The following is a 22363-nucleotide window of genomic DNA, read 5'->3' on the forward strand; positions in this document are numbered from 1 at the left end:
GTGGTCTATCGAAATTGCATTGCGCGCTATCGATGAGGCCTCGCGCAGGGCCCGGTCGCCACTGTGCAGGCGATAGGCCGGTTGTCTCTCCAGTCGCCGGAAGGCCTGCTTGCCTCGGCCACCAGAATGGCAAGTCCCATGCCGAACAGGGCGGTCAGCAGGCAGACGATGGTAAAGCGGCGCATCAGCATTTTTTTCTTCCCTCATCATGGTGCCGATCATGCCAGCGGGCGTCTGAACCGCCTCTGAGGGCAACATTCATCCGCCGTTCACAAGTGTTACCGGGAAGGGAAGAAGCTCCGCACAGCCGATGCTCGCAGGATCGCCTGCCGCGCGATATTGCAAATCGGCCGATGCTTGCTTACCTCACTCCCTGCGCCGCGAACCTCCCCCGACCGCGCGGCGCTCAATCTTGGAGGCACTACGCATGACCACCCAGAACAAGCCGATCGAACTCTATTATTGGCCAACACCCAATGGCTGGAAGATCAGCATCTATCTCGAGGAAGCAGGCCTTCCCTACGAGGTGAAATACGTCAACATCGGTAAGGGCGAGCAATTCGAGCCGTCATTCCTGAAAATTTCGCCCAACAATCGCATGCCCGCCATCATCGATCCCGAAGGGCCGGGCGGTGAGCCGATCTCGGTTTTCGAGTCTGGCGCCATCCTTCAGTATCTCGGTCGCAAGACCGGCAAGTTCTACCCGAGCGATGAACGGACTCGTGTGGAAGTGGAGCAATGGTTGTTCTGGCAGGTCGGTGGTCTCGGGCCCATGGCGGGTCAGGCTCATCACTTCCGTCAATATGCCCCGGAAAAAGTGCCTTACGGCATCAATCGCTACACCAATGAGGTCAATCGCCTTTACGGTGTGATGAACAAGCGCCTCGCGGACCGCGAATTCCTGGCGGGCGACTATTCCATCGCCGATATGGCAAGCATCGGCTGGGTCAAGCCCTACAAGAACCAGGGGCAGGATCTTGAGGATTTCCCGCATCTCAAGCGTTGGTTCGAGACGATCATGGAGCGCCCCGCGGTTATTCGCGGTCTCGAAGTGGGGCAGGAGCACCGCCGCAACATTGCCGAGGACAAGGACGCCCAGAAGGTCCTGTTCGATCAGCGCGCGCGCTGATTGCGCTGAAGTGGCGCGATGAGTGGAAACGGCGGGCGGCCTTTGGCTGCCCGTCTTTTTCTTGTCTCAGCCGAGACGGATCAGAAGGATCGCAAGGATCAGAAGAGCCATTCCCGCCCAACTCGTGATATTCAGGCGATGGCCAAAGACCATTCGCGTGGCCAGCGCCGTTCCCAGGATCGACATTACCCCCCACACCGCATAGGCGATGAAGAGATCCATGCCCGTGACGGCAAGTGCCAGAAGGGCGAAGGCGCCCATGATGAGCAGAACCGCGAAAATGCCCCAGCCCCTGCGGGCAAATCCGCCGGACTTGGCCAAAGCGAGATTCGCGGAAATATCGAGCGCCACGGAACCGAGCACATACCCCATATAGATGCTCATTCCGCGTGCTCCTGCTGGTAGTGCCCGTAATTGAGCACTGCAATACCCACGATGGCCACACCAATGCCCACGCCCTGCAGGAGAGACATGGCTTCGCCGAGCAATTGGAGCGAGACGAGGGCGATCAGGATCATGCCCAGCCCCTCCCAGAAGGCGTTGGCCAGGGCCACGGGAATGCGCAATGTGGCTTTTCCCAGAAAGAGATAGGCAAGCGCAATCATGGTGAGCGCGGCTAATGTGCCGAGCGCCAGCTGATCGGCCGAAACCAGGAACTTCATCAAGGTGGTTCCGATAACTTCAGCCGAAACCGCTGCCGTCAGATAGAACCAATGCATTTCATGCCTCATATAAACAATCAAATTCAATGTCGCTTGATTGAGATAGTCGACGATTGGCGGTAAGAAAAATCGCTCAGTGACAAGTTTTCTGACGAAGGGGCGTGAGCATGCGTCTCGAATATCTGGAATATTTCGAAGCTGCGGCGCGAGCTGGATCCATTTCAGGTGCCGCTTTGGCCCTTGGTCGCAATCGTTCCACGATCAGCATGGCCATTTCGGCTCTTGAGGACGAACTTGGGGTCGATCTCTTCGTGCGGCGTGGCAACAGCCTGTCCCTGTCACCCGTGGGCGAGCATATTCTCGATGATTGCGCCCGTATCGTCGCCCTGTCGAAAGGCATAGCTGAACGCTGTGCCCGGGGAGCGGAGACGGGCAGCCGGGAACTGCGGATTGGCCGTGACGATGTTCTGCCGGAAGATTTCTGGCGCCATGTCATCCGCGAAATCCGGCGCGCGCGCCCGGAGTTGCGTTTGAGCATGCGCTACGCCGAAAGCGACGTCCTGCCCGAATTGGTGCGCGAAGGACAGCTGGACATCGCCTATTTCGTGGCGTCGGGCCGCTCGGGCCCTGCGGCAGGATTGTATAGCCGCGTCGTCACCAGGATCGGGATGAAGATGATGGTGGCGGGCAATCACCCCCTGCATTCGATGAGCTATGTGGCCGACGAGGACCTCGCCACCCTGCCGCAGATCACCTATCTCGACAGCACGCAGAGCGAACGTTTCCATCTCGACGCGATGGGCAGCGAACGCATTGCACTCAGCAGTTTCGAACTTGGCAAGGACGCGATCTGCGACGGGCTTGGCTGGGGTTATGTGCCGGAGCCACTGCTTTCCGAAGAAGATTATGCCCAGCTTGGCCAGATCAATCACGGGCTTGGCGAAGTCTGGTATCCCTATTTCGTGTGCAGCCGCGAGCCGTTGGCCGGCAGCGCGAACGCTGCCGGCCCCCTGCCGCTGGAGGCGCACGGCATTATCCTCACGCGTATGCGCGAGGCAGGAATTGTTTCGGAGTGAGCCAGAGGTGTTCCATTCGGCGGATCAGATTCTGGACCAGGTCTGGTTGCGGCAGATAAGCCCGCCGAGAACGCAGCCGCCCATTTTCAGCCGGTTGCCCGAAAGCGAACCCTTGCCCGAATAGGTCTTGTCATTGGCGGGGTCGGTAATCTTGCCGGCATAATTGCCGTCGCCGGCCGCCTTCAACGTGCCAATCTGTTTGCCCGCATGCTTGCCGTTTTTCAGCGTGATGCAGAAGGCCCCACCGCAGGTTACGATCTGGGCGGTGCTGCCGGCTTCGGTTTTCCAGTTGCCTTCGATTGGGTCTGCCAGAGCGCCACCGGTAACAAGGGTGGCGAGCGCGGCGGCAAGAGACAGGCTGCGGATCATGAACGTTCCTCCCAAAACGAACGATGCATACATCTTACGCAAACGTAAAAGTAAATCAATCCTTCTCGGGACCGGCGTTGCTCCTGAAAGATTCGTCGCGAAATCCGCTTTTAACGCGTTGAAGGGCTGCGCCGGGAGGAGCGGTTCTTCATTCGAATTTTCAGAAAATTGTCTTGATCGATGTGTGGTGTGGTTAGCGAAGAATTGACATCCCGCTTAACGAAAATTCCGCGCAAAATGCTCCAAAGCCTGCTTTCGTCCGCCTTCCGATGCTTAACAAAAACAGGCGTTTACTGAAAATTTGAACTTTGTTTTCTTCAAATTAAGCACAAGATTTAACGGCGATTTCAGCCCGCTCCTGCATTCTCGAAACCATCGAAGAGCAGCCCGGAAACGGGGAAATAAAGGCTCTCGGGAGACAAAAACAGGGTTTGGTAAAATGGCACGTTATGACGTTCAGGAAGCAGGCTTCGGCGCGGCTGGTTCGTCCACCCAGGCCGACGTGCTCTTCCAGATGGGAATGATGTATGCGACCGGTCGCGATTGCGATGTCGATCTGGTGGCTGCCCACAAATGGTTCAACATCGCAGCCATCAAGGGATGTGAGCGCGCTGCAGCGCTTCGTTCCGAAGTGGCCGGCAGCATGTCGAAGGCAGATTTGGCGAAGGCTCTTCGCGATGCCCGTGACTGGATGACAGTGCACTGAGCATTTTGCAGCCGGACGGTTCGTCCGGCGTGGCACAAATGCGCAAGGTCAGCATTTTGCAGCCGGACGGTTCGTCCGGCGCGATATAGAAGCAATCAGGTGGCCGGTCGGGGCTTTTCACCCCGCCGGGCCGGAAGCCGAAGTGTGCGGTCCGGGCGGAAACCAGTGTTGCGTCCTTTTGAGGGGCAACTCGCCTCCGGCGAAAGAACGGTAACGTTATTCCTCGAAGCGCACCAGCATTGCGCCGTCATTGACCTGTGCGCCCTCGGAGGCGATTTCCGCGATAACGCCGTCATGGGGCGCGCTGATCGTGTGCTCCATTTTCATGGCTTCAAGCACGAGCAAGGGCTGTCCCTTCTTCACTGCGTCATTCGTTTGCGCTCGCACGAGTTTCACCAAGCCAGGCATGGGCGCGCGCAGCCGGTCGCCGCCAGCAGCGTCATCGGCAGCCTGAAGCAGGTCCGGCACGTCGAAGGTGAGGCTGTCGGCTCCCTCGAATACGGTCACATGCCCCGGCCAGACGGCTGCCCGCGCAGCATCCGCGCGGCGCACGATAATAGGCTGTGTGGCTTCGTTCTCCCCGATATGGATTGCCAGCGAGCCATCCCGTTGCGCAGATACGAGCGCCGTCACCTTTTCCTCGCCGCGCATCAGCTCGCGCCGGTGCGACATCTGCGTGAAATGGCCATAGCCAGCCAGCGCGCTGAAGGGATCGCCATTGCTCGTATCCAGTTCAGCGCCGCTCGTGGCTGCGATTGCCATCGCAACATGACGCGTGGCAGGCACCGGAATCCGGGTAAGGGCGTCCTGTTTGCGACCGATCAGGCCTGTCTCGAGATTGCTTGTCGCGAAATCTTCATCGCGCAACAGCCGGGTGAGAAAACCGAGATTGACGGTGGAGCCGGCCACCTGTGTGGTGTCGAGCGCTGATGCCAGTCCATTCAGCGCCTCGGCACGGGTTGCCGCATGAACGATAACCTTTGCGATCATTGGGTCGTAGAAGGGCGTAATCGTGTCGCCCTGCGTCACGCCGGCATCGACACGCAGCTTCGCCCCATCGATGTGGTCGGGGAAAGATAGATGGTGCAGCGTGCCGGTGGCCGGAAGAAAATCCCGCTCAGCGTCTTCTGCATAAAGGCGCGCCTCCACGGCATGGCCGTTCGCCATGATTTCGTCCTGCCGTAGCGGCAGCGGCTCGCCGGATGCCACTCGCAGCTGCCACTCCACAAGGTCGATACCGGTGATCATCTCGGTGACCGGATGCTCCACCTGCAGCCGGGTGTTCATTTCCATGAACCAGAAGCGGTCGGGTCGCAGCCCCTCGGAGGCATCGACAATGAATTCGATGGTGCCTGCGCCGCAATAGGAGATGGCCTGGGCTGCCTTGACTGCTGCTTCGGTCATGGCAGCACGTGTTTGCGCGTTCATTCCCGGTGCGGGAGCTTCCTCGATCACTTTCTGGTGGCGGCGCTGTGCGGAGCAATCGCGCTCGAACAGATGCACCACATTGCCATGCATGTCTCCGAAAACCTGAACTTCGATATGGCGCGGCGTCTCCACATATTTCTCGACGAGGACACGTTCGTCGCCGAAGGCTGCCTTGGCTTCGCGCTGGGCCGCCGCAAGGGCTTCGGGAAAGGCGTCAGGATCGGAGACGAGCCGCATTCCCTTGCCGCCGCCGCCCGCCCGGGCCTTGATCAGGACAGGAAAGCCGATTTCGTTCGCTTTGGCCGCAAGCGCCACCAGCGCTTGCGTTTCTCCGTGATAACCGGGCACCACCGGGACGCCCGCGCGCTCCATCAACCGCTTGGCAGCATCTTTCAGGCCCATGGCGCGGATGGCCTTGGAGGAGGGGCCAATGAAGGTCAGCCCCGCTGCCTCGACCTTCTCCACGAAATCCGGGTTTTCAGACAGGAAGCCATAGCCGGGATGGATGGCCTCAGCGCCTGTGGCAAGTGCGGCTTCGATGATCCGGTCGCCCCGCAGATAGCTTTCACCGACGGGCGCATCCCCGATGCAGACGGCCTGATCTGCCAGAAGAACATGTTGTGCATTGCGATCGGCCTGCGAATAGACCGCGACGGTGGCAACTCCCATCCGCTTGGCGGTGCGCATGACGCGCAGGGCAATCTCTCCGCGATTGGCGATGACAATCTTCTGGAACATACGTCTCTCCTCAGCAATTCCGCCAGCTTGAGAAGCCGCGGTCAGACACCTTGAAATGCAGCAAATATCAGCTTCTCTGGCATTTCAAGGAAGAAGATTTCCTGCCTGCCTGAAGCAATTGAATGGCCCGGTCCCGGCGTGCGGCTGAAGACCCTGACTATACTGCATCGTATGGGGTGAAATACCGTAAGTTTACACCTCGGATACTGACATCGACCGTCAATATAATGCACCTTGTCAGAAATTAATCCTACCATATAATCAGTAAGTTTTCCTCATATAATCGCATAAAATTATGAGCTAATTAATAACTAATTTTCAGAAACGAAAATAATTGTAACGTATTATAATATATTAATATAAATAAATAATTGAAATTTTATTATAACTAAAATAGTTTATTATTTAAGTATAGCTTTGTAAATATGTATTTGTGAGTTTTGACAAAAATAATTCGAAAATCGAAGCGTCTCATAAACTGGGATTTATTGGCGTCTAAATTTCAGAATGGACGGTCATGATTTTAATTATATTCATTTGGAAAACATATGATGAGACGTTCCAGGACTTGCATTCTTGCGGCAACAACGGCGCTTTCCGCAATTTTGGCAGCCTACGCCGGCCCTGGTTTTGCTGCCGATCCGCAAAATGGCATTGATCCGGTTCCCGAGCCGCCTCTCGTGACGCCTGATCCACCGCGTGCGAAGAGCGCGATTTTCGATGCCTCTCCGGTTTTCAAGTCTGCTGACGAAGCGCCTGTCTACAAGGATGAGGAATCGGAATCGATTTTCGGGGGTGGGGAGATTTGCGGTGGAGTCCCATGTCCCTCCATGGTTCGGGGTAAAATGCTGGATAACAGCACGACAGGCAGGTTGCGCATTGGCGAAAACACGGAAATAGCTGCCCCTGGTGACACGCCTTCGCTTCCCTTCGTTATTTCTGTTGACGGTCAGGTGGTGGATGAAAATGGCATAATCCGCGACGAAGGGGTCTTCGGCGTCGATCCTGCTGCAAGTTCCATCGACCGTCAGCGCAAGACCGATCTGGACCTCAGTGCCGTCGATATTCAGGTAAAGTTCGACGGTCTCGATCAGGAACCTCTGCTGAACGTCTCCACCGTTCCCATGCGTCGGATGTACAAGCCCGGCGAGCCGGTTCAATTCTACGCGACCAGCAACTACCCAGCCTTCATCGCAAGGGCGGAAATCCGCATCGAGAATGCCGACCAGGCCAAGCGTTCCAAACCGGTCGCAATCATCCCCATTCGTGCCAATTCCGAGGCGACATGGGTGATGCCGGCCCTTCGCGATGGCGAATATACCTATGTCCTGCGCGTCTATGACGACCGCGGGCGTTTTGATGAAACGGTTCCTCTCTCGCTTGCGGTGAGCAGCACTGAACCAGTGCGCGATTCAGGCGATGCGATTGCTCCGGGTCGCGCAGAGGACCGTACTGCATTCCGCAATATTCCCGTCTATGGCGGCGCAGTCACAATCTACGGTAAGAACGTGCCACAGGGCTACGGTGTTATCGCTTTCGACGAGATGGTGCCCATTGATGCGAAGGGTACATTCGTTACCCAGCGCATTCTGCCTCCCGGTCAACATCAGGTGGAGATTGCCGTTGATGGCGATTCAAAAAGCGGCGGGGTCTATTTCAGCCGTGACGTGAATATTCCGACAAGCGACTGGTTCTATGTGGCGCTGGCCGATTTCACGCTTGGCAAGAGAACCGGCGACGACGGCATCGAGGACGTGCGCTCCGGTGAATATGACCGGGTATGGAACTCGGGCAGGCTTGCCTTCTATTTGCGCGGGAAGATCAAGGGAAAGTTCCTTCTGACCGCTGCCGGTGACACCGGTGAAAACGAAATCAAACATCTCTTCAAGGATCTCGACGCCCGCGATCCTAAGGAATTTCTGCGCCGGATCGATCCGGACAAATATTACCCTGTTTATGGTGACGATTCGAAATCGGTGGATGATGCTCCCACCAGCGGTAAATTCTACGTCCGTCTCGAGCGTGGCGACAGTCATGTCATGTGGGGCAATTACAAGACCAAGATTTCCGGCACCCGCTATCTGCAGGTCGACCGAGGCCTCTATGGCGGCAACATGGTTTTGCGTTCTCCAGGCAATACCTCCTTCGGAGAGCCGCGCTTCCAGGCAACCGCCTTTGGAGCGCAGCCCGAGACCTTGCCGCAACGCGATGAATATCGGGGAACGGGTGGCTCGGCATATTTTCTGAAGCGGCAGAAGATTATCGAGGGTTCGGAAACCCTTCATGTTGAATATCGCGACCCGATCACCGGTCATGTCATCGAAAGGCGGGCGCTCGCTTATGGCGAGGACTATTCGATCGACTACCTGCAGGGCGTTGTCATTCTATCCAAGCCCTTACCGTCGTCGACCGCGGTGTCCGGTCCTGTCCGTGACGGTGCATTGGGCGGCTATGCCACCTACTTCATCGCGCAGTACGAGTATAAGGGACGAGCGGATGAGATGGACGATTATGCCTATGGCGGTCGGGCCGAAGCATGGCTCCGCAATAGTGTCCGCGTCGGGGTTACCGGTATTTCCGATCAAACCGGAACCGCCGACTACCGGGCCTATGGCGCCGATATTCGCATTCGCCGCTCCGAAAACAGCTATCTGGACGCGGAGTTCGCAAGGACCAAGGGGCCTGGCTTCGGCCTGTCCAATTCCACTGACGGTGGCCTGACCATCTCTGACACCGCCACCACGGGCCGTAGCGACAAGGCATCGCAGGCGTGGGCCATACGTGGCCAGATGGATTTGAAGGACTTCAAGCGTCTGGGGTTCCCCGGGACCCTAGGCGGCTATTACGAGAGCAAGGATGCGGGCTTTACAAGCCTGACTGATCAGATTCGAGTGAACGAGCGGATCTGGGGTGCACATGCGGAATTGCCTCTCACCTCAACACTCGATCTCGATCTGTCCTATGACGACTATCGAAACGACGAAGGGCGTCGCAAAAGCGAAGCCGAGGTGGCCGTCAGCTGGGAGTATGATGCATATTGGAAGGCAGCCTTTGGCGTCTCCTATTCCAAGCTCTATTCACCCACTTCTGTAGCAGCCGGCAAATCCGGCTATAACGGAACGCGCCTCGATGCAGGCGTGCGTGTCGACTACCGGGAGAGCGAGGACTACCTCTACTACGGCTTCGCCCAGGCGACCGTGGACAAGAAGGGCGACGTCAAGAAAAACGACCGCTACGGCGTGGGTGCGGAAGTACGCCTGACCGAGAAGATTGGTGCCCAGGGTGAAGTCTCCTGGGGTCCCGCCGGCCTCGGCGGTCTTGCCGGCCTGACCTATGATCCGACGGCTGAGGACCACTACTATCTCGGTTACCGCCTGGACCCTGATCGGGCGGGCGACGGGAGCTATGGCTACGATCTTGTGGGCCATGATCGCGGCGCGATTGTTGCCGGCGTGAAGAAGCGTATCAACGATGTCGCTTCGGCCTATTCGGAAAGCAATTACGATCTGTTCGGGCGCCGTGTCTCGCTTGCCCAGACCTATGGTGTCATCTACACGCCCGATCCGCTCTGGACCGTCGATGCCGGTTTCGAGGCGGGTGATGTGGAAGACGGTCGCATCAATCCGGCCACCGGCCAGGAATACTCCGATTTCGAACGCTACGCGGGTTCCCTCAGCGTCGGCTTCAAGGAAGAGGAACTTGGGCTGAGTTCGCGTGTGCGCGGTGAAGCGCGGTTCGAGCGTTCCGACGACGGCAGCCGTGACCGCAACACCTATCTCATGAGCGCTGGCCTTGCCTGGAAACATGACGAAAGCGGGCGTGTTCTCGGTAATGTGGATGCGGTCATCTCCCAAACGGATGCTGGCGAATACTACAATGGCGACTATATTGAAGCCTCGCTTGGCTATGCCTATCGGCCCGTTGACCATGACATGGTGAATGCGCTGTTCCGCTACACCTATCTCTACGATCTGCCAGGCAACGATCAGATCAGCGGCCTTTCAGGGAGCAAGAATGGCCCCTTGCAACGCAGCCACATCGTTTCTGCGGACGTAACCTACGATCTGTTGCCTTGGCTGTCGCTTGGCGGAAAATACGCCATGCGCATGGGTGAGATTCGTCAACGCACTTCGGATGGCAGCAACACGCTGGGTGCCTGGGAAGAATCGACCGCTCATCTCGGCATCCTGCGCACCGACCTGCATATCGTGAAGAACTGGGACGCGATGATTGAGGGTAGGGCCTTCTACCTGCCGGATATCGAGTCCACGGACTACGGTCTCATGACCGCCGTCTATCGCCATGTCGGTAACAACTTTAAGGTTGGCGCGGGCTATAATTTCGGGCGTTTTTCGGACGACCTGCGTGACCTCACGCTGGACGATCGCGGCCCCTTCCTGAACGTGGTCGGCAAGTTCTGACGCCCGGGCCGGCATCGCCGAGAGGGGAGATGCCGGCCGCCTTTTCTCTTCCCGCCTTCGGTCAATCGGCGGGAAGGATCTTTTTCCCCGCATTGCCATCACCTGGCCAATCTCTTAACGCTTGCTGCGTTGATGAGAGATGCGGGGCGATGCATGCGGGTTTGCGGTTTGGTGTTGACGGTGGCGGCGGTTCTGGCTGCGGGTGCAGCCAGGGCAGAATGGCGCGCCACGGAGCGGGTCGAAACCTACACAATAACAGGCCAAAGCGGCATCGAGCTTTATCGCTCCATCGGTGAGCGCGGCCCGAAGATCGGCATGGGGCGTGTTATCGCCTATACGGATTTCAAACTCACCTGGCGGCGCGATTATCAGCCGCGCCGAGGCAATTGTACGCTTGCCTCGGCCAAACCCAATCTCGTCATCACCTATCGCCTGCCGAAACCTTCCCAGACCCTGCCACCGCAGACGCGCCAGTCTTGGGAGACCTTCATTGCAGGCGTCACCGCGCATGAGCGCGTGCATGGCGAATTCATTGTCGAGATGGTCAGGAAGATCGAGGCCGTGTCGGTCGGGCTTAGTGCTGAAAACGACCCTAAATGCCAGAAGGTGCGCCAGAAGCTTCAGGAACATCTGGGCGCTCTTTCGCAGGAGCAGAGAAGGCGGGGACGCGAATTCGACCGCGAGGAAATGAGCGATGGCGGCAATGTCCACCGCCTCGTTCTGGCGCTGGTGAACGGGTAGGATATCCGTGCCGTCCGAAGTCCGAACGGGAACAGCTTCCCCTACATACGGAACACGCCGAATTTGGTCTCGCCGATGGGCGCGTTGAGCGCCGTGCTCAGGCTGAGTGCGAGCACATCCCGTGTCTTGGCTGGATCGATGATGCCATCGTCCCAAAGCCGCGCGCTGGAATAAAGCGGATTGCCTTCGCGTTCATATTTTTCGAGGATAGGCTTGCGGAACGCTGCCTCTTCCTCTTCCGACCAACTGCCGCCGCGCCGCTCGATGCCCTCGCGGCGCACGATGGAAAGAACGGTCGCCGCCTGCTCGCCACCCATCACGGAAATCCTCGCATTGGGCCACATCCACAGGAAGCGCGGTGAATAGGCCCGACCGCACATGCCGTAATTGCCCGCGCCGAAGGAGCCGCCGATGATCGCTGTTACTTTGGGCACCTGCGCGGTTGCAACGGCGGTCACCAGTTTGGCGCCGTCACGGGCAATGCCTCCGGCTTCGTATTTCCGGCCGACCATGAAGCCCGTGATGTTTTGCAGAAAGATCAGGGGTATCTTGCGCTGGCAGCACAGCTCGATGAAATGCGCGCCCTTGAGCGCCGATTCGGAAAACAGAACGCCATTATTGGCGATGATGCCGACAGGAATTCCATGGAGATGGGCAAAGCCCGTCACCAGTGTCGTGCCGTAGTTCGCCTTGAATTCATCGAACTCCGAACCGTCGACCACACGGGCAATCACCTCACGCACATCATAGGGCTGGCGCGTATCGGAAGGGATCAGTCCGTAGAGTTCCTGCGGGTCGTAAAGCGGCGGAATCGGTTTGCGAAGATCGAGCTTTACGTCCTTCTTTCGATTCAGGTTTTTCACGATGCGCCTTGCGATGGCGAGCGCATGGTCGTCGTTGAGCGCGTAATGGTCGGCAACGCCAGATTCGCGCGTATGAACCTCCGCGCCACCAAGCTCTTCCGCCGTCACCACTTCGCCCGTCGCCGCCTTCACGAGCGGCGGGCCGCCCAGAAAGATGGTGGCCTGGCCCTTTACCATGATCGTCTCGTCACTCATGGCCGGCACATAGGCACCGCCGGCGGTGCATGAGCCCATCACACAGGCGATTTGCGGAATGCCTTTCGCCGACATGTTGGCCTGGTTGAAGAAGATGCGGCCGAAATGCTCCCGATCCGGGAAGACCTCGTCCTGATTGGGCAGGTTGGCCCCGCCCGAATCGACCAGATAGACGCAGGGAAGGTTGTTCTCCAGCGCGATCTCCTGGGCGCGCAGATGTTTCTTGACCGTCAGTGGATAATAGGTGCCGCCCTTGACCGTGGCGTCGTTGACGACGACCACGCATTCGCGCCCCTCGATACGTCCGACGCCCGCAATCATGCCTGCCGAAGCAATATCGCCCCCATACATGTCATAGGCGGCGAACTGGCCGATCTCCAGAAAGGGCGCACCGACGTCCAGAAGCTGGGCGAGGCGTTCGCGCGGCAGCAGCTTGCCGCGCTTGACGTGCCGTTCGCGTGCTTCGGCAGGGCCGCCAAGCGCTATCTCCGCTGCTTTCCTCGCCGTCTCCGCGACCAGGGTGCGCATGCGTTCCGCATTCGCCTTGAATGCGTCGGAGGAGGGCGAGAGCTGTGACTGAAGAACGGTCATGAAATCCTCTGCTCAACGGAACATATCGATGCGGACTGTGCTTCAAGCACAGGATGGCGAAACTGTGCTTCAAGCACATGGAGCGAAACTGTGCTTGAGGCACAGGGGAGGCGGAACTATGCCGAAGCACAGGATAAGGTCATGGTGAAATTATGTGCAACCGGAACCCGCTGTTTCAGGCGAACTCCGCCATCATCTCACGGCCGATCAGCCAGCGACGAATTTCGCTGGTCCCGGCGCCGATTTCATAGAGCTTGGCGTCGCGCAACAGCCGGCCTGCCGGAAACTCGTTGATATAGCCGTTGCCGCCCAGAAGCTGGATCGCATCGAGAGCGGTCTGCGTGGCTTTCTCCGCCGAATAGAGAATGCACCCGGCAGCATCCTTACGGGTGGTCTCTCCCCGGTCGCAGGCCGCCGCCACGGCATAGACATAGGAACGCGCCGCATTCATCGTCGTGTACATGTCGGCGAGCTTGCCCTGCACCAGCTGGAATGCGCCGATGGGCTGGCCGAACTGCTTGCGCTCGCGCACATAGGGCATGGCGACATCCAGGCAGGCCGCCATGATGCCGACCGGCCCGGCCGCCAGAACCACGCGCTCATAGTCGAGGCCTGACATCAGGACATTGACGCCCTTGCCTTCTTCGCCGAGCACGTTCTCGAAGGGCACTTCGACGTCCTCGAACACGAGTTCGCCGGTGTTGGAACCGCGCATGCCCAGCTTGTCGAGCTTCTGCGCCACCGAGAAACCCTTCATGTTCCGCTCGATCAGAAAGGCGGTGATGCCGCGCGGACCCGCATCGGGCGCGGTCTTGGCATAGACGACGAGCGTGCCGGCATCGGGACCGTTGGTGATCCACATTTTCGAGCCGTTCAGCACATAGCGGTCATTGTGCTTTTCCGCCTTGAGGCGCATCGAAACCACATCGGAACCGGATCCGGTTTCCGACATGGCGAGCGCGCCGACGGTCTCGCCCGAACACAGGGCTGGCAGGTATCTGCGCTTCTGCTCGTCGCTACCCCAGCGGCGGATCTGGTTGATACAGAGGTTGGAATGGGCGCCGTAGGAAAGCCCGACTGAGGCTGAGGCCCGGCTGATTTCCTCCATGGCCACCACATGGGCGAGATAGCCAAGGCCGCTGCCGCCATATTCGGGATCGACAGTCATGCCGAGCAGGCCGAGCTCTCCCATTTCTTTCCAGAGGTGCTCCGGAAACTCGTTGCTGGCGTCGATCTCGGCCGCAAGCGGCGCGATCCTGTCCTGTGCGAAGCGATGCGTCATGTCGCGCAGAGCGTCGATATCCTCGCCCAGGCCGAAATTCATCGATCCCGTATACATTGCTCTCCTCCGATCAATCGCGCGCGCCGACCAGGCGCATGGTCATCATGTGATAGGTTTTTGCCACCTGGTTCGCTGAGAGCCGCTCCTCCGGCCGGAACCAGACGATGACGCCGGTGATCATCTGAATGATGGCCATGGCGGTCAGCCGCACATCCTCTACCTTGAATTGGCCCGTCGAGACGCCATCGCGCAGGATTGCTCGCAATTCATCCTCATAGCGGGCGCGCAACGCCAATATGCTGGCAAGCTTCTCGTCCGAAAGGCTGCGCAGTTCCAGATTGCTGACATGCGTGGCGCTGCGGCGCGAAAGGTGGAAGCGGATATGGTTTTCCACGAAGGTCGCAAGCCGGCCCGCCGGCGCTGCATCGATCAGCGCTGCGGCGGGCCGGGCCTCCTCCCAGGAGGCGATCAGGTCTTCCATGTGCTCGCGCATCAGCGTGTAAAGCAGCTCTTCCTTGGTCGGGAAGTAGCGATAAAGCGCGGCCGCCTGCACGCCGACTTCGCCGGCAAGCTGGCGCATGGACATGGCCTCGAAACCAAGGCGGGCAATGAGACCGACAGCCGCTTCGCGGATTGCCGCCTCGGTCTTCTCACCATCCGATCCGGTCGTTCGGGCCATGAAGTCCTCCGTTCCTCAAAAAATAAAATGAACGTTCAATTAATTCAAGAGGCCTTCAACCACACTCCTTGAAGGGATATCGTGCGTATTGCCATCGCAGTTTCAGAAAAATCGAAGCCGCCCGGACGGGATAGGAAGGCGTATGCCCATTCGCTGTTGCCAGGGCGGGAAACCGGGAAAATCGTCCCTGTATTCCTTGCCGTCATGCCCGGTTGACACGGGCGGCTCCGTTTTCTGAAAACGCTTTGCCTTCCCGAGAGTTCCCGAAAACCGGAAGGTCAAAGCGAGGCCAGCAGCGCCTGTGTGAATGTGACCGTGCAGAATTCGAAGCCGAGCGTTGCCACATGCACGGCTTGCACCGTCTCTGCGGCTACCGTTCCGCCATGACCGTCCGGCAGGTCGAAACAATCGCAGGCATCTGCCACAAGCATCATTTTCCAGCCCATATTCGCACCGGTGCGAATGGTGGTTGAAACACACATGTCGGTGGAAATGCCCGCCGTCACGACGCATTTTGCGCCAAGCCGCTTCAGGCGCAAGTCGAGATCGGTGCCGATGAAGGCGGAGTTCACGCTCTTGCTCACCAGTTGTTCGCCCTTGAGCGGAGCGAAGCCGGGGCGCAGCGCGTTGCCCGGTGCGCCGGGGCCGAGGCTTGAACCGGCCTCGACGGAATCATGCCGCACATGAATGATCGGCTTGCCGGCCTTCCGCCAGCCCGCGAGGAGCGCCAATCCGTTATCGTCGAGCGCATCATTCCAGCGGCGTGGCCATGGCGCTCCGTCGAAAGCCTGCTGATAGTCGACGAGAAGCAGAACGGCACCGTCGAGTTCCATGGAACGTCCTTTCCTGGCCGGTTATCAGCTGGATACTAGCGCTCTCCCGCCGGGGAACGCATTGGTGCAGTTTCGGGAAAACGGCGGGCAAGGCTCATTCGCGTTCTTTCGGTTGAGTGCCTTGGCCAAGGTCTGAAACCAGAAGGGCAATGCCGCACCCCATCCCGCAAAGAAGGAGAATGCCCGCCGCCATCATGCCTTGTTGCTCGAAAACACTTGCCGAGAGCGACAGCAGGAACAGCAGCGCCAGATTGTTTGCGCTTTCCGAAAGCGCAAGCACCACCCCCTTCGATGGTCCCGCGCGCGCGGCAAGGAGCGTCGTGCTTGCAGGAGCCGCATAACCAAGCGCAAGGCCTGAAGCAAAAAGCGCGGCCAATGCGCCGAATAGGGGCAGAGGCAGGATCAGGAAAGCAGCAAATGCCGCGCCGAGCAGAAAAACAGCGGAAAGAAGAAGCCGTTCGTCGCTGCCCATGAAACCGCGAGCTCTGCCGGTCGTCAGATTGCCGGCGGCGAGCCCGATCCCGAAAAAGGCGACGGCAAACCCGGCTTCGGCTGTCGCAAGCCCGTATCGCCGGCGAAGGTACTCACCCGTCAGTGCAAAACCTGCGACCGCGGTTCCGTTCCAGAGCGCCTTGGCGATCAGCAATCCGGCGCATTGCCTTTTTGCGGTTGATGCGGGTTTGTCTGTGGCGTGGGGGCGTCGGGAGGTTCCATGGGGCAGAATGCTCCAGGCTGCCGGTAGCAGAAGAAGGCAACCGAGCGCGCTGGCTAAAAACGGGGCCTGCCACCCAAGCTCCTGCGCAAGAACCCCGGCAATCGCAGGACCGCTGACGATACCGGCAGTCATGCCGAGCATCGCGTGTCCCATGGCCGCCGATTGACGAGCCGGTGAGTAGTGATCCGCGATCAGCGCGAAAACGGCTGGAATGAGCCCGGCAGCCGCCAGACCGCCCAGGATGCGCAATCCGATGGCTAGGGGCAGGGAAGGGGCAAGAGTGACGGCAACCCCATCCAGCGCCAGCAAAAAAAGGCTGCTCAAAAGCAGGGGGCGGCGCCCGCTCGAGCGAAAAAGAAGGCCCAGAAGCGGCGCTCCGATTGCGTAGGCAAGCGCATAGCCGGAGATCAGAAGCGCGGCTTCTGCCGGTGTTGCGTTGAATGCCGTGCCTATGGGGGAGAGTAGGGGCGCAACCATGAACTCGGTTGCGCCGACAAAGAAGACGCAGAGCGCCAGCAGGCTCAGGAGCAGCCTGTCTCCAGGCGCATGGACCGTGCAGGCGGCGAAAGGGTCCCGTCGATTGGCGGGCATGGTCATCTCCAAAACGTGATTGATGAAGGAAGGCGCGCTGGAAACAGCGCGGCGAAACAAGTCTGGGAAAAGTGGGCGCACCACGGCGAGAAAGGCCGATTGGAAGAGAAAGCGATGAAGGTGCGGATGCCGTCTGGAAAGGGCTGGCTGACGCAGCGACGGCTTATTTCAATGTGGCTTCGGTTAGCGGGCGATGCAAGCTCTTTCGCAAAAACACCGGTTTCATATGTATAATTGATTGATGTGAAACGCTTATTCTGGACAAGTGCGTTCAATTTTTATCGATGATCATGCCTGCGCCCTTGTGATCTGTGTCCGTCGGCGCTAAGCCCTACAGCTCTGCGTGCCTTTTGGGACGCGCAGGCCATGGATTATGAAAATCGCGCGTCGTGCTTTCCGAAAGCTTCCCTCAGGTCTTCAGGCCGATGCGCTGAGCGGGTGTCGTTGCACCTGCATTTTTATGGACCGAGCGTGACGGCGTGTCGCCGCGCTCACAGCGAAAGTCCGGAGCCTTTTGATGCGCGCGCGCTCGACCCTTTGTTTCTTCCCTTTTTGCCTCCTGTCGGCTGCGGCGCTCGCACAGGAAGGCGAGGTTTCCCCGGATCCGAATGCCATTGCCCCGGATATCGGATCGGCGGTTATTCAAGGCTTCGTGGACCCGGTTCTGGGCGCCCTGAGCGAGACGAGTGCGACACTGGCCTCCTCGATGGAAGAATTATGCCGGGCACCGTCTGCGGACGCACTTCAGAGCGCGCGCGACGCCTTTGCCGAAACAGTGCCTGCCTGGGGCTATGTTTCGGTCTTGCGTTTCGGGCCTCTGGTTCGCGAAAACCGCTTTGAACGGGTTTTCTTCTGGCCCGATCCGCGTGGCGTGACGCTTCGCCAGGTCCAGGGGCTGCTTGCCTCGGATGCTCCGCTCTCGGCAGATGTAGCCGGGCAGAGTGTTGCTTTGCAGGGACTGCCGGCGCTCGAATATGTGCTTTACGGGACCGGTGCGGAGGCGATCGCCGAAGCAGGTGATGGCGAGCGGCGATGCGCCTATGGCGTGTCCATCGCTGCCAATGTCGAGGCTATTGTTGATACGCTGGTCGAAGGCTGGAGCGAGGGCACATCGTTTCACAAGGCTTTCACCGACCCGGCGCCGGATCTGGATCCCTATCGTTCCGGGGAGGAGGTGGCTGCCGAGATCGTGAAGGCGGCAGGAACCGCGCTGCAATTTGTGCGCAATGCCGAACTCCTTCCCGCTCTCGGGGATGCGCCGGAAAAGGCGCAGGGACGCCGCGCGCCGTTCTGGCGCAGCGGCCAGAGTTTTGCCTTCGCCGCCGCTCAGCTCGATGGGGTGGACCAGCTTGTTCACGCGGCCGGTTTCGTGGATGGAACATCCGACCTCGTGAATGGCTATGGCCGGGCCATGGTTTTTGACGTCAGCCATGCGCGCGATGCCCTCGCTTCTGTCGAGGCTGAACCGGAACAAGCCTTCGCCGCGCCCGAGGATCGTTCGCGCATTTCCTATGCGACGGTCGCCATGGAGGGCGCAAAACATACGCTCAACGGGGAATTGTCCGGCGCGCTCGGACTGGTCATGGGATTCAATGCGCTCGACGGAGATTGATCGGAGAACTTTTCTCGCGCTTTGCAGCGCCGCAAGCCTCTATCCGCTGTCGGTGGCAAACGCGGCGGAAGAGGCGCTCTTTCTGGGCGCGCGCCTGAATGGCGGAGGGTTTGAGGCCGCCGTCATCGATGCTGCAGGCAATGACCGGCTGGTGGTGCCGCTGGAGGCGCGCGGCCACTCTTTCGCAATTGACCTGCCGCGCCGGCGGGCCGTGGCCTTTGCTCGCTCGCCGGGCCGCTTTGCGGTCGTCTTTTCCCTCGATGGCAAGGATGAGCCGCGGGCTTTTGCGCCGCCTCCCGACCGGCATTTCTATGGCCACGGCGTTTTCACGCCGGACGGGCGTCTGCTCCTTGCTACGGAAAACGACTATGACGGCGAGCGCGGCGTTACCGGACTTTACGATGCGACGAACGGTTTCCGGCGCATTGCCGAATTCGATACGGGAGGCGTCGGCCCCCATGAGGTGGTCCTCATGAAGGACAGCCGCACCCTGTGCGTGGCCAATGGCGGCATTCTCACCCATCCCGACTACGAGCGCATGAAGCTCAACCTGCCGACCATGAAACCAAGCCTTGCCTATATAGATAGCGAGACGGGCGATCTGGTGGAGCAGGCTGAACTGGCGCCGGAACTGCATCAGCTTTCCATTCGCCATATGGTGCTCGATGGGTTCGGTGTCGTCTGGTTCGGCGCCCAGTATCAGGGCGAGGACGGGGCGCGGCCGCCGCTGGTCGGACGGCATCGCCGTGGCAGCGAGATAGAGCTTTTCACGGGCCCTGAGGCGACCTTGAAGGCGCTTGACAATTATGTCGGCTCCGTGTCCACGGACCTCTCTGGCGAGATTGTCGCGACGTCTTCTCCCCAGGGCGGTATTGCCGTGTTCTGGGATGCATCCACGGGAAAGTGTCTTGGCGAGCGCCGGCTTGAGGATGGCTGCGGTCTTGCTCCTCTTGGCAAGGGCCGGCTGATCGAGACGAGCGGACGCGGAGCGATCATCCGCACAGGCCCGAAAGGAGCGGTTGAAGCAATTCGCCGGGAAGCCTCGAACGTGCCTGCCTGGGATAACCATCTGCGGCGTATCTAGGCATTTTGCAGCCAGGTGGTTCGCCTGATGTCCGTCCGCCTGCGGAAAACAGGAAGATTGCGCAGCGCAGCGTTTCCCAGAAACGGTGAAGGGCACTGGGGAAGCCCTATAACTTGCTTGTTGGGCGCAGCTTTTTCTTCTAAGGTCGCCGCGTTCTCAGGGCGGGGCGAAATTCCCCACCGGCGGTATGCGGCTTCGGGCCGCGAGCCCGCGAGCGCTTTCCCGGTCCGGCTCCCACAGGGGCGGTTTCGGAAAAGGCCAGCAGATCAGGTGAGATGCCTGAGCCGACGGTTACAGTCCGGATGAAAGAGAACGAGCAGAGGTCCCCGTTGCGGTTTGGCGGCAGGGACGATTGCCCGTGATCGCCTTGGGTGACGTGTCCGTTGCGAAAGGAGATCACGATGACACACACCCGCTATGCATTCGTAAAGGCCGGCTGGCACGCCGAGATCGTCGACCGTGCGCTCGATGGGTTTTGCGAATTGATTCCGGCCGAGCAGGTCGATGTATTTGACGTTCCGGGCGCCTTCGAGCTGCCTTTGATGGCGCGCGATCTTGCGGCTTCGGGACGTTACGCCTGTGTTGCTGCGGCAGCGCTTGTGGTCGATGGCGGCATTTACCGCCATGATTTCGTTGCGCAGGCCGTGGTCGACGGGCTGATGCGAGCCGGTCTGGATACGGGCATCCCGGTGCTTTCGGTGTCGCTCACGCCGCATCATTTCCAGCCCACCGCGCATCATATCGATATCTTCCGCGGTCACTTCGTGGAAAAGGGGCGGGAGGCCGCCCGTGCTGCTCTGATGATCGGCAAGACAAGGGCGGCAGTCGCCGCCTGACCCACGGACGCCTGTGAAGGTTTGAACCCTTTTGGCCTGGATCCTCGGGTAAGCCCGAGGATCATTGTCTGGCTTGGAGGCGATGCGCTGAAGGAGGAGACGGCGCTCAGGCCTGGTTGCGGACGGTCGTGACCGCCTCGCCGAAGGCTTTCTCGAAGCGAGCGATCTCCTCGTCGGGGCCCACGCTCACGCGAATATAGTGATCGAGGCCAGGTGTTCCGGGCTTGCGCACGAAGATCGAACGCTCGAGCAAACCCTGCATGATGGCTTCCGCCATGGCTTTGCTGCCGCAATCGATGGCAACGAAATTGGTCGCCGAGGGAATGCTGTTGAGGCCCTGCGCCGTCGCAATGCCTGCGATCTTCTCGCGGCAAGCTTTGATTTTCGCGACGGTGGCCGCGAGATAATCCTTGTCTTCAAGGGCCGCGAGACACGCCGCCTGGGTGATCCGCGGCATGCCGAAGTGATTTCGAATCTTGTCGAAGGCGCGAACCGTTTCCGCTTCCCCGATTGCATAGCCGCAGCGCAGGCCCGCCAGCGCATAGGCCTTCGAGAAGGTGCGCAGCCGCACCACATTGGTCCGGCTGGTGTCGAACGGCGGCAATGCAGAAGACGGGGCCGTTTCGCAATAGGCTTCGTCAAGGATGAGCAGGCTCGTTTCCGGCAGCTTTTCGATGAAGCGCTGAATATCGCTGGCTTCCCACCACGTGCCCGTGGGGTTGTCGGGATTGGCGAGATAGACGAGCGGCGCCTGTTCGCGGGCGGCGGCTTTCGCGAGCCCGTCGAGATTCTCTCGAACGCCGTCATAAGGAACGGTCACGAGGCGCCCGCCGAAGCCGGCGACATGATAGTTGAAGGTGGGATAGCCTCCGAGTGACGTGACGACGGGCGTATCCTTCTGGATATAAAGCCGCGCGATGAGGCCGAGCAGGGAATCGATCCCTTCGCCCACCATCACATTGTCGATGCCCACACCATGCTCGCGTGCAAGAGCGGCCCTCAGGTCATGGCTTTCGGGATCGCCATACATCCAGACCTCGCCGGCAGCTTCCGCCATTGCCTGAATGACCTTCGGCGAAGGGCCGAAGCCGTTTTCATTCGCCCCGAGCCGGGCACGGAACGGATGCCCCATGGCGCGCTCCTGCGTTTCCGGCCCCACAAAGGGCACGGTGGAGGGGAGGGAGGCTGCGAGGGGAGTGAGTGGCGGGCGGCGGTTGCTCATGCTTCGGTCTGGCCTGTTCATTGCGGACGGGCGGACCCTACATCAAGCCCCGCTTGAACGAAATCGCTTTTGCCGAAGGAAGGCATCTCTGAAACGAACAAGGCCCGGCATCTGCCGGGCCTTGCACAAGCTTTGCTACAGACGCTTCTATTAGAAGTCGCGCTGGAAGCGGATGAAGCCGCTGAACGTGCCGTCTGCGTAGCTGTCGCCGTCGTTGTAGTTGACTGCGATCTTGGTGTTGAAGTTCTCAACCAGAGCGTAGTCGACAACGCCACCGATGGTCCAGTCGTCGGCATTGGTGCCGTGCTTCTCACCGAAGTACTGACCGCCGAGACCGAGCGCGAGCTTCGGCGTAGCGGCATACTTCAGGTGACCACCGAACGAGTACTCGTAGCCGTTGCTGTACCAGTTGTCGTCGGAGTTGTAGGTGGCGAGCAGTTCGAGGGTGAGCTGCTGCGTCGCCTTGATGGAGGCGAAGCCCTTGAGGGCCCACTCTTCAGCCGTACCGTCGTAAGCGACGAAACCAGCAACCGAACCCCAGCCCTGCGTCAGGCTGACCTTGCCGATGACGTTCGGGGTGTAGTCGTAGT

At 59.6% G+C, this 22363-nt stretch carries 20 protein-coding genes and 1 riboswitch; of the genes, 8 read left to right on the forward strand and 12 right to left on the reverse strand.

The window, feature by feature from the left end; translation table 11 throughout:
• Positions 1–26: 26 nt before the first annotated feature.
• Positions 27–191 carry a hypothetical protein gene (locus tag NA8A_RS25305; RefSeq protein ID WP_009452219.1) on the reverse strand — a complete coding sequence of 55 codons (165 nt, stop codon included), beginning with the start codon at positions 189–191 and terminating at the stop codon, positions 27–29.
• A gap of 236 nt (positions 192–427) precedes the next feature.
• On the opposite strand from NA8A_RS25305, the gene NA8A_RS20065 reads away from it, so the two are divergent.
• A complete protein-coding gene (locus NA8A_RS20065; protein ID WP_009452220.1) occupies positions 428–1129 on the forward strand; it encodes a glutathione S-transferase N-terminal domain-containing protein in 702 nt (233 codons plus the stop codon).
• Between the two features lie 66 nt (positions 1130–1195).
• On the opposite strand, the gene NA8A_RS20070 is transcribed toward NA8A_RS20065, so the two are convergent.
• Both NA8A_RS20070 and NA8A_RS20075 read right to left on the reverse strand, forming a co-directional pair.
• Positions 1196–1513, reverse strand: coding sequence for an SMR family transporter (locus NA8A_RS20070; protein WP_009452221.1), 318 nt, complete (start codon positions 1511–1513; stop codon positions 1196–1198).
• Complete coding sequence (locus NA8A_RS20075; protein ID WP_009452222.1) at positions 1510–1848, reverse strand: DMT family transporter; 339 nt, start codon at positions 1846–1848, stop codon at positions 1510–1512. Before NA8A_RS20075 ends, NA8A_RS20070 begins: the two co-directional genes overlap by 4 nt.
• Positions 1849–1958: 110 nt before the next feature.
• Between NA8A_RS20075 and NA8A_RS20080 the strand changes: the two genes are divergently transcribed.
• Positions 1959–2867: a LysR family transcriptional regulator gene (locus NA8A_RS20080; RefSeq protein WP_009452223.1), complete on the forward strand. Its 909-nt coding sequence runs from the start codon at positions 1959–1961 to the stop codon at positions 2865–2867.
• A 24-nt stretch (positions 2868–2891) separates the two neighbouring features.
• On the opposite strand, the gene NA8A_RS20085 is transcribed toward NA8A_RS20080, so the two are convergent.
• The gene (locus NA8A_RS20085; protein ID WP_009452224.1) at positions 2892–3236 is read right to left on the reverse strand and encodes a DUF2147 domain-containing protein; all 345 of its coding nucleotides are present in this window, start codon (positions 3234–3236) and stop codon (positions 2892–2894) included.
• 439 nt (positions 3237–3675) lie between these two features.
• On the opposite strand from NA8A_RS20085, the gene NA8A_RS20090 reads away from it, so the two are divergent.
• Positions 3676–3942, forward strand: a complete 267-nt coding sequence (locus tag NA8A_RS20090; protein WP_009452225.1) for an SEL1-like repeat protein — start codon at positions 3676–3678, stop codon at positions 3940–3942.
• 216 nt (positions 3943–4158) lie between these two features.
• On the opposite strand, the gene NA8A_RS20095 is transcribed toward NA8A_RS20090, so the two are convergent.
• Positions 4159–6108, reverse strand: coding sequence for an acetyl/propionyl/methylcrotonyl-CoA carboxylase subunit alpha (locus NA8A_RS20095; protein WP_009452226.1), 1950 nt, complete (start codon positions 6106–6108; stop codon positions 4159–4161).
• Between the two features lie 548 nt (positions 6109–6656).
• On the opposite strand from NA8A_RS20095, the gene NA8A_RS20100 reads away from it, so the two are divergent.
• Together NA8A_RS20100 and NA8A_RS20105 are read left to right on the forward strand one after the other, a co-directional pair.
• Positions 6657–10529: a hypothetical protein gene (locus NA8A_RS20100; RefSeq protein WP_009452227.1), complete on the forward strand. Its 3873-nt coding sequence runs from the start codon at positions 6657–6659 to the stop codon at positions 10527–10529.
• Positions 10530–10682: 153 nt separating this feature from the next.
• A complete protein-coding gene (locus tag NA8A_RS20105; protein ID WP_009452229.1) occupies positions 10683–11270 on the forward strand; it encodes a DUF922 domain-containing Zn-dependent protease in 588 nt (195 codons plus the stop codon).
• Positions 11271–11311: 41 nt separating this feature from the next.
• Here the strand turns inward: NA8A_RS20105 and NA8A_RS20110 are convergent, their stop codons facing one another.
• The 5 genes from NA8A_RS20110 to NA8A_RS20130 form a co-directional block, all read right to left on the reverse strand.
• On the reverse strand, positions 11312–12919 hold the full coding sequence (locus NA8A_RS20110) for a carboxyl transferase domain-containing protein (RefSeq protein WP_009452230.1): 1608 nt from the start codon (positions 12917–12919) through the stop codon (positions 11312–11314).
• A gap of 175 nt (positions 12920–13094) precedes the next feature.
• Complete coding sequence (locus tag NA8A_RS20115; protein WP_009452231.1) at positions 13095–14258, reverse strand: isovaleryl-CoA dehydrogenase; 1164 nt, start codon at positions 14256–14258, stop codon at positions 13095–13097.
• A 13-nt stretch (positions 14259–14271) separates the two neighbouring features.
• Positions 14272–14880: a TetR/AcrR family transcriptional regulator gene (locus tag NA8A_RS20120; protein ID WP_009452232.1), complete on the reverse strand. Its 609-nt coding sequence runs from the start codon at positions 14878–14880 to the stop codon at positions 14272–14274.
• Between the two features lie 278 nt (positions 14881–15158).
• On the reverse strand, positions 15159–15713 hold the full coding sequence (locus NA8A_RS20125) for a cysteine hydrolase family protein (protein WP_009452233.1): 555 nt from the start codon (positions 15711–15713) through the stop codon (positions 15159–15161).
• A gap of 94 nt (positions 15714–15807) precedes the next feature.
• Positions 15808–17019 carry an MFS transporter gene (locus NA8A_RS20130; RefSeq protein WP_009452234.1) on the reverse strand — a complete coding sequence of 404 codons (1212 nt, stop codon included), beginning with the start codon at positions 17017–17019 and terminating at the stop codon, positions 15808–15810.
• A 517-nt stretch (positions 17020–17536) separates the two neighbouring features.
• Here NA8A_RS20130 and NA8A_RS20135 point away from each other — a divergent pair.
• The 3 genes from NA8A_RS20135 to NA8A_RS20145 all read left to right on the forward strand — a co-directional run bounded on the left by NA8A_RS20135 (position 17537) and on the right by NA8A_RS20145 (position 20551).
• Entirely contained in the window at positions 17537–18631 is a 1095-nt protein-coding gene (locus NA8A_RS20135) for an imelysin family protein (protein WP_009452235.1), read from the forward strand.
• Entirely contained in the window at positions 18612–19715 is a 1104-nt protein-coding gene (locus tag NA8A_RS20140) for a DUF1513 domain-containing protein (RefSeq protein WP_009452236.1), read from the forward strand. The genes NA8A_RS20135 and NA8A_RS20140 overlap by 20 nt, the downstream gene beginning before the upstream one ends.
• 148 nt (positions 19716–19863) lie before the next feature.
• A riboswitch (FMN riboswitch) is annotated at positions 19864–20033 on the forward strand.
• Between the two features lie 83 nt (positions 20034–20116).
• A complete protein-coding gene (locus tag NA8A_RS20145) occupies positions 20117–20551 on the forward strand; it encodes a 6,7-dimethyl-8-ribityllumazine synthase (RefSeq protein WP_009452238.1) in 435 nt (144 codons plus the stop codon).
• A 106-nt stretch (positions 20552–20657) separates the two neighbouring features.
• Here the strand turns inward: NA8A_RS20145 and NA8A_RS20150 are convergent, their stop codons facing one another.
• Both NA8A_RS20150 and NA8A_RS20155 read right to left on the reverse strand, forming a co-directional pair.
• Entirely contained in the window at positions 20658–21773 is a 1116-nt protein-coding gene (locus NA8A_RS20150) for a pyridoxal phosphate-dependent aminotransferase (protein ID WP_040673187.1), read from the reverse strand.
• Between the two features lie 150 nt (positions 21774–21923).
• On the reverse strand, positions 21924–22363 hold a 440-nt coding region (locus NA8A_RS20155), incomplete at its 5' end, for a porin (RefSeq protein ID WP_009452240.1).

It is taken from the genome of Nitratireductor indicus C115 (assembly GCF_000300515.1).
Classification (GTDB): domain Bacteria; phylum Pseudomonadota; class Alphaproteobacteria; order Rhizobiales; family Rhizobiaceae; genus Nitratireductor; species Nitratireductor indicus.

Excerpts from the sequence above, each read along its gene's own strand:
- NA8A_RS25305 (WP_009452219.1), bottom strand. The coding sequence starts at position 191 with ATGCTGATGCGCCGCTTTACCATCGTCTGCCTGCTGACCGCCCTGTTC.
- NA8A_RS20065 (WP_009452220.1), top strand. The coding sequence starts at position 428 with ATGACCACCCAGAACAAGCCGATCGAACTCTATTATTGGCCAACACCC.
- NA8A_RS20070 (WP_009452221.1), bottom strand. The coding sequence starts at position 1,513 with ATGAGCATCTATATGGGGTATGTGCTCGGTTCCGTGGCGCTCGATATT.
- NA8A_RS20075 (WP_009452222.1), bottom strand. The coding sequence starts at position 1,848 with ATGCATTGGTTCTATCTGACGGCAGCGGTTTCGGCTGAAGTTATCGGA.
- NA8A_RS20080 (WP_009452223.1), top strand. The coding sequence starts at position 1,959 with ATGCGTCTCGAATATCTGGAATATTTCGAAGCTGCGGCGCGAGCTGGA.
- NA8A_RS20085 (WP_009452224.1), bottom strand. The coding sequence starts at position 3,236 with ATGATCCGCAGCCTGTCTCTTGCCGCCGCGCTCGCCACCCTTGTTACC.
- NA8A_RS20090 (WP_009452225.1), top strand. The coding sequence starts at position 3,676 with ATGGCACGTTATGACGTTCAGGAAGCAGGCTTCGGCGCGGCTGGTTCG.
- NA8A_RS20095 (WP_009452226.1), bottom strand. The coding sequence starts at position 6,108 with ATGTTCCAGAAGATTGTCATCGCCAATCGCGGAGAGATTGCCCTGCGC.
- NA8A_RS20100 (WP_009452227.1), top strand. The coding sequence starts at position 6,657 with ATGATGAGACGTTCCAGGACTTGCATTCTTGCGGCAACAACGGCGCTT.
- NA8A_RS20105 (WP_009452229.1), top strand. The coding sequence starts at position 10,683 with ATGCGGGTTTGCGGTTTGGTGTTGACGGTGGCGGCGGTTCTGGCTGCG.
- NA8A_RS20110 (WP_009452230.1), bottom strand. The coding sequence starts at position 12,919 with ATGACCGTTCTTCAGTCACAGCTCTCGCCCTCCTCCGACGCATTCAAG.
- NA8A_RS20115 (WP_009452231.1), bottom strand. The coding sequence starts at position 14,258 with ATGTATACGGGATCGATGAATTTCGGCCTGGGCGAGGATATCGACGCT.
- NA8A_RS20120 (WP_009452232.1), bottom strand. The coding sequence starts at position 14,880 with ATGGCCCGAACGACCGGATCGGATGGTGAGAAGACCGAGGCGGCAATC.
- NA8A_RS20125 (WP_009452233.1), bottom strand. The coding sequence starts at position 15,713 with ATGGAACTCGACGGTGCCGTTCTGCTTCTCGTCGACTATCAGCAGGCT.
- NA8A_RS20130 (WP_009452234.1), bottom strand. The coding sequence starts at position 17,019 with ATGCCCGCCAATCGACGGGACCCTTTCGCCGCCTGCACGGTCCATGCG.
- NA8A_RS20135 (WP_009452235.1), top strand. The coding sequence starts at position 17,537 with ATGCGCGCGCGCTCGACCCTTTGTTTCTTCCCTTTTTGCCTCCTGTCG.
- NA8A_RS20140 (WP_009452236.1), top strand. The coding sequence starts at position 18,612 with ATGCGCTCGACGGAGATTGATCGGAGAACTTTTCTCGCGCTTTGCAGC.
- NA8A_RS20145 (WP_009452238.1), top strand. The coding sequence starts at position 20,117 with ATGACACACACCCGCTATGCATTCGTAAAGGCCGGCTGGCACGCCGAG.
- NA8A_RS20150 (WP_040673187.1), bottom strand. The coding sequence starts at position 21,773 with ATGAGCAACCGCCGCCCGCCACTCACTCCCCTCGCAGCCTCCCTCCCC.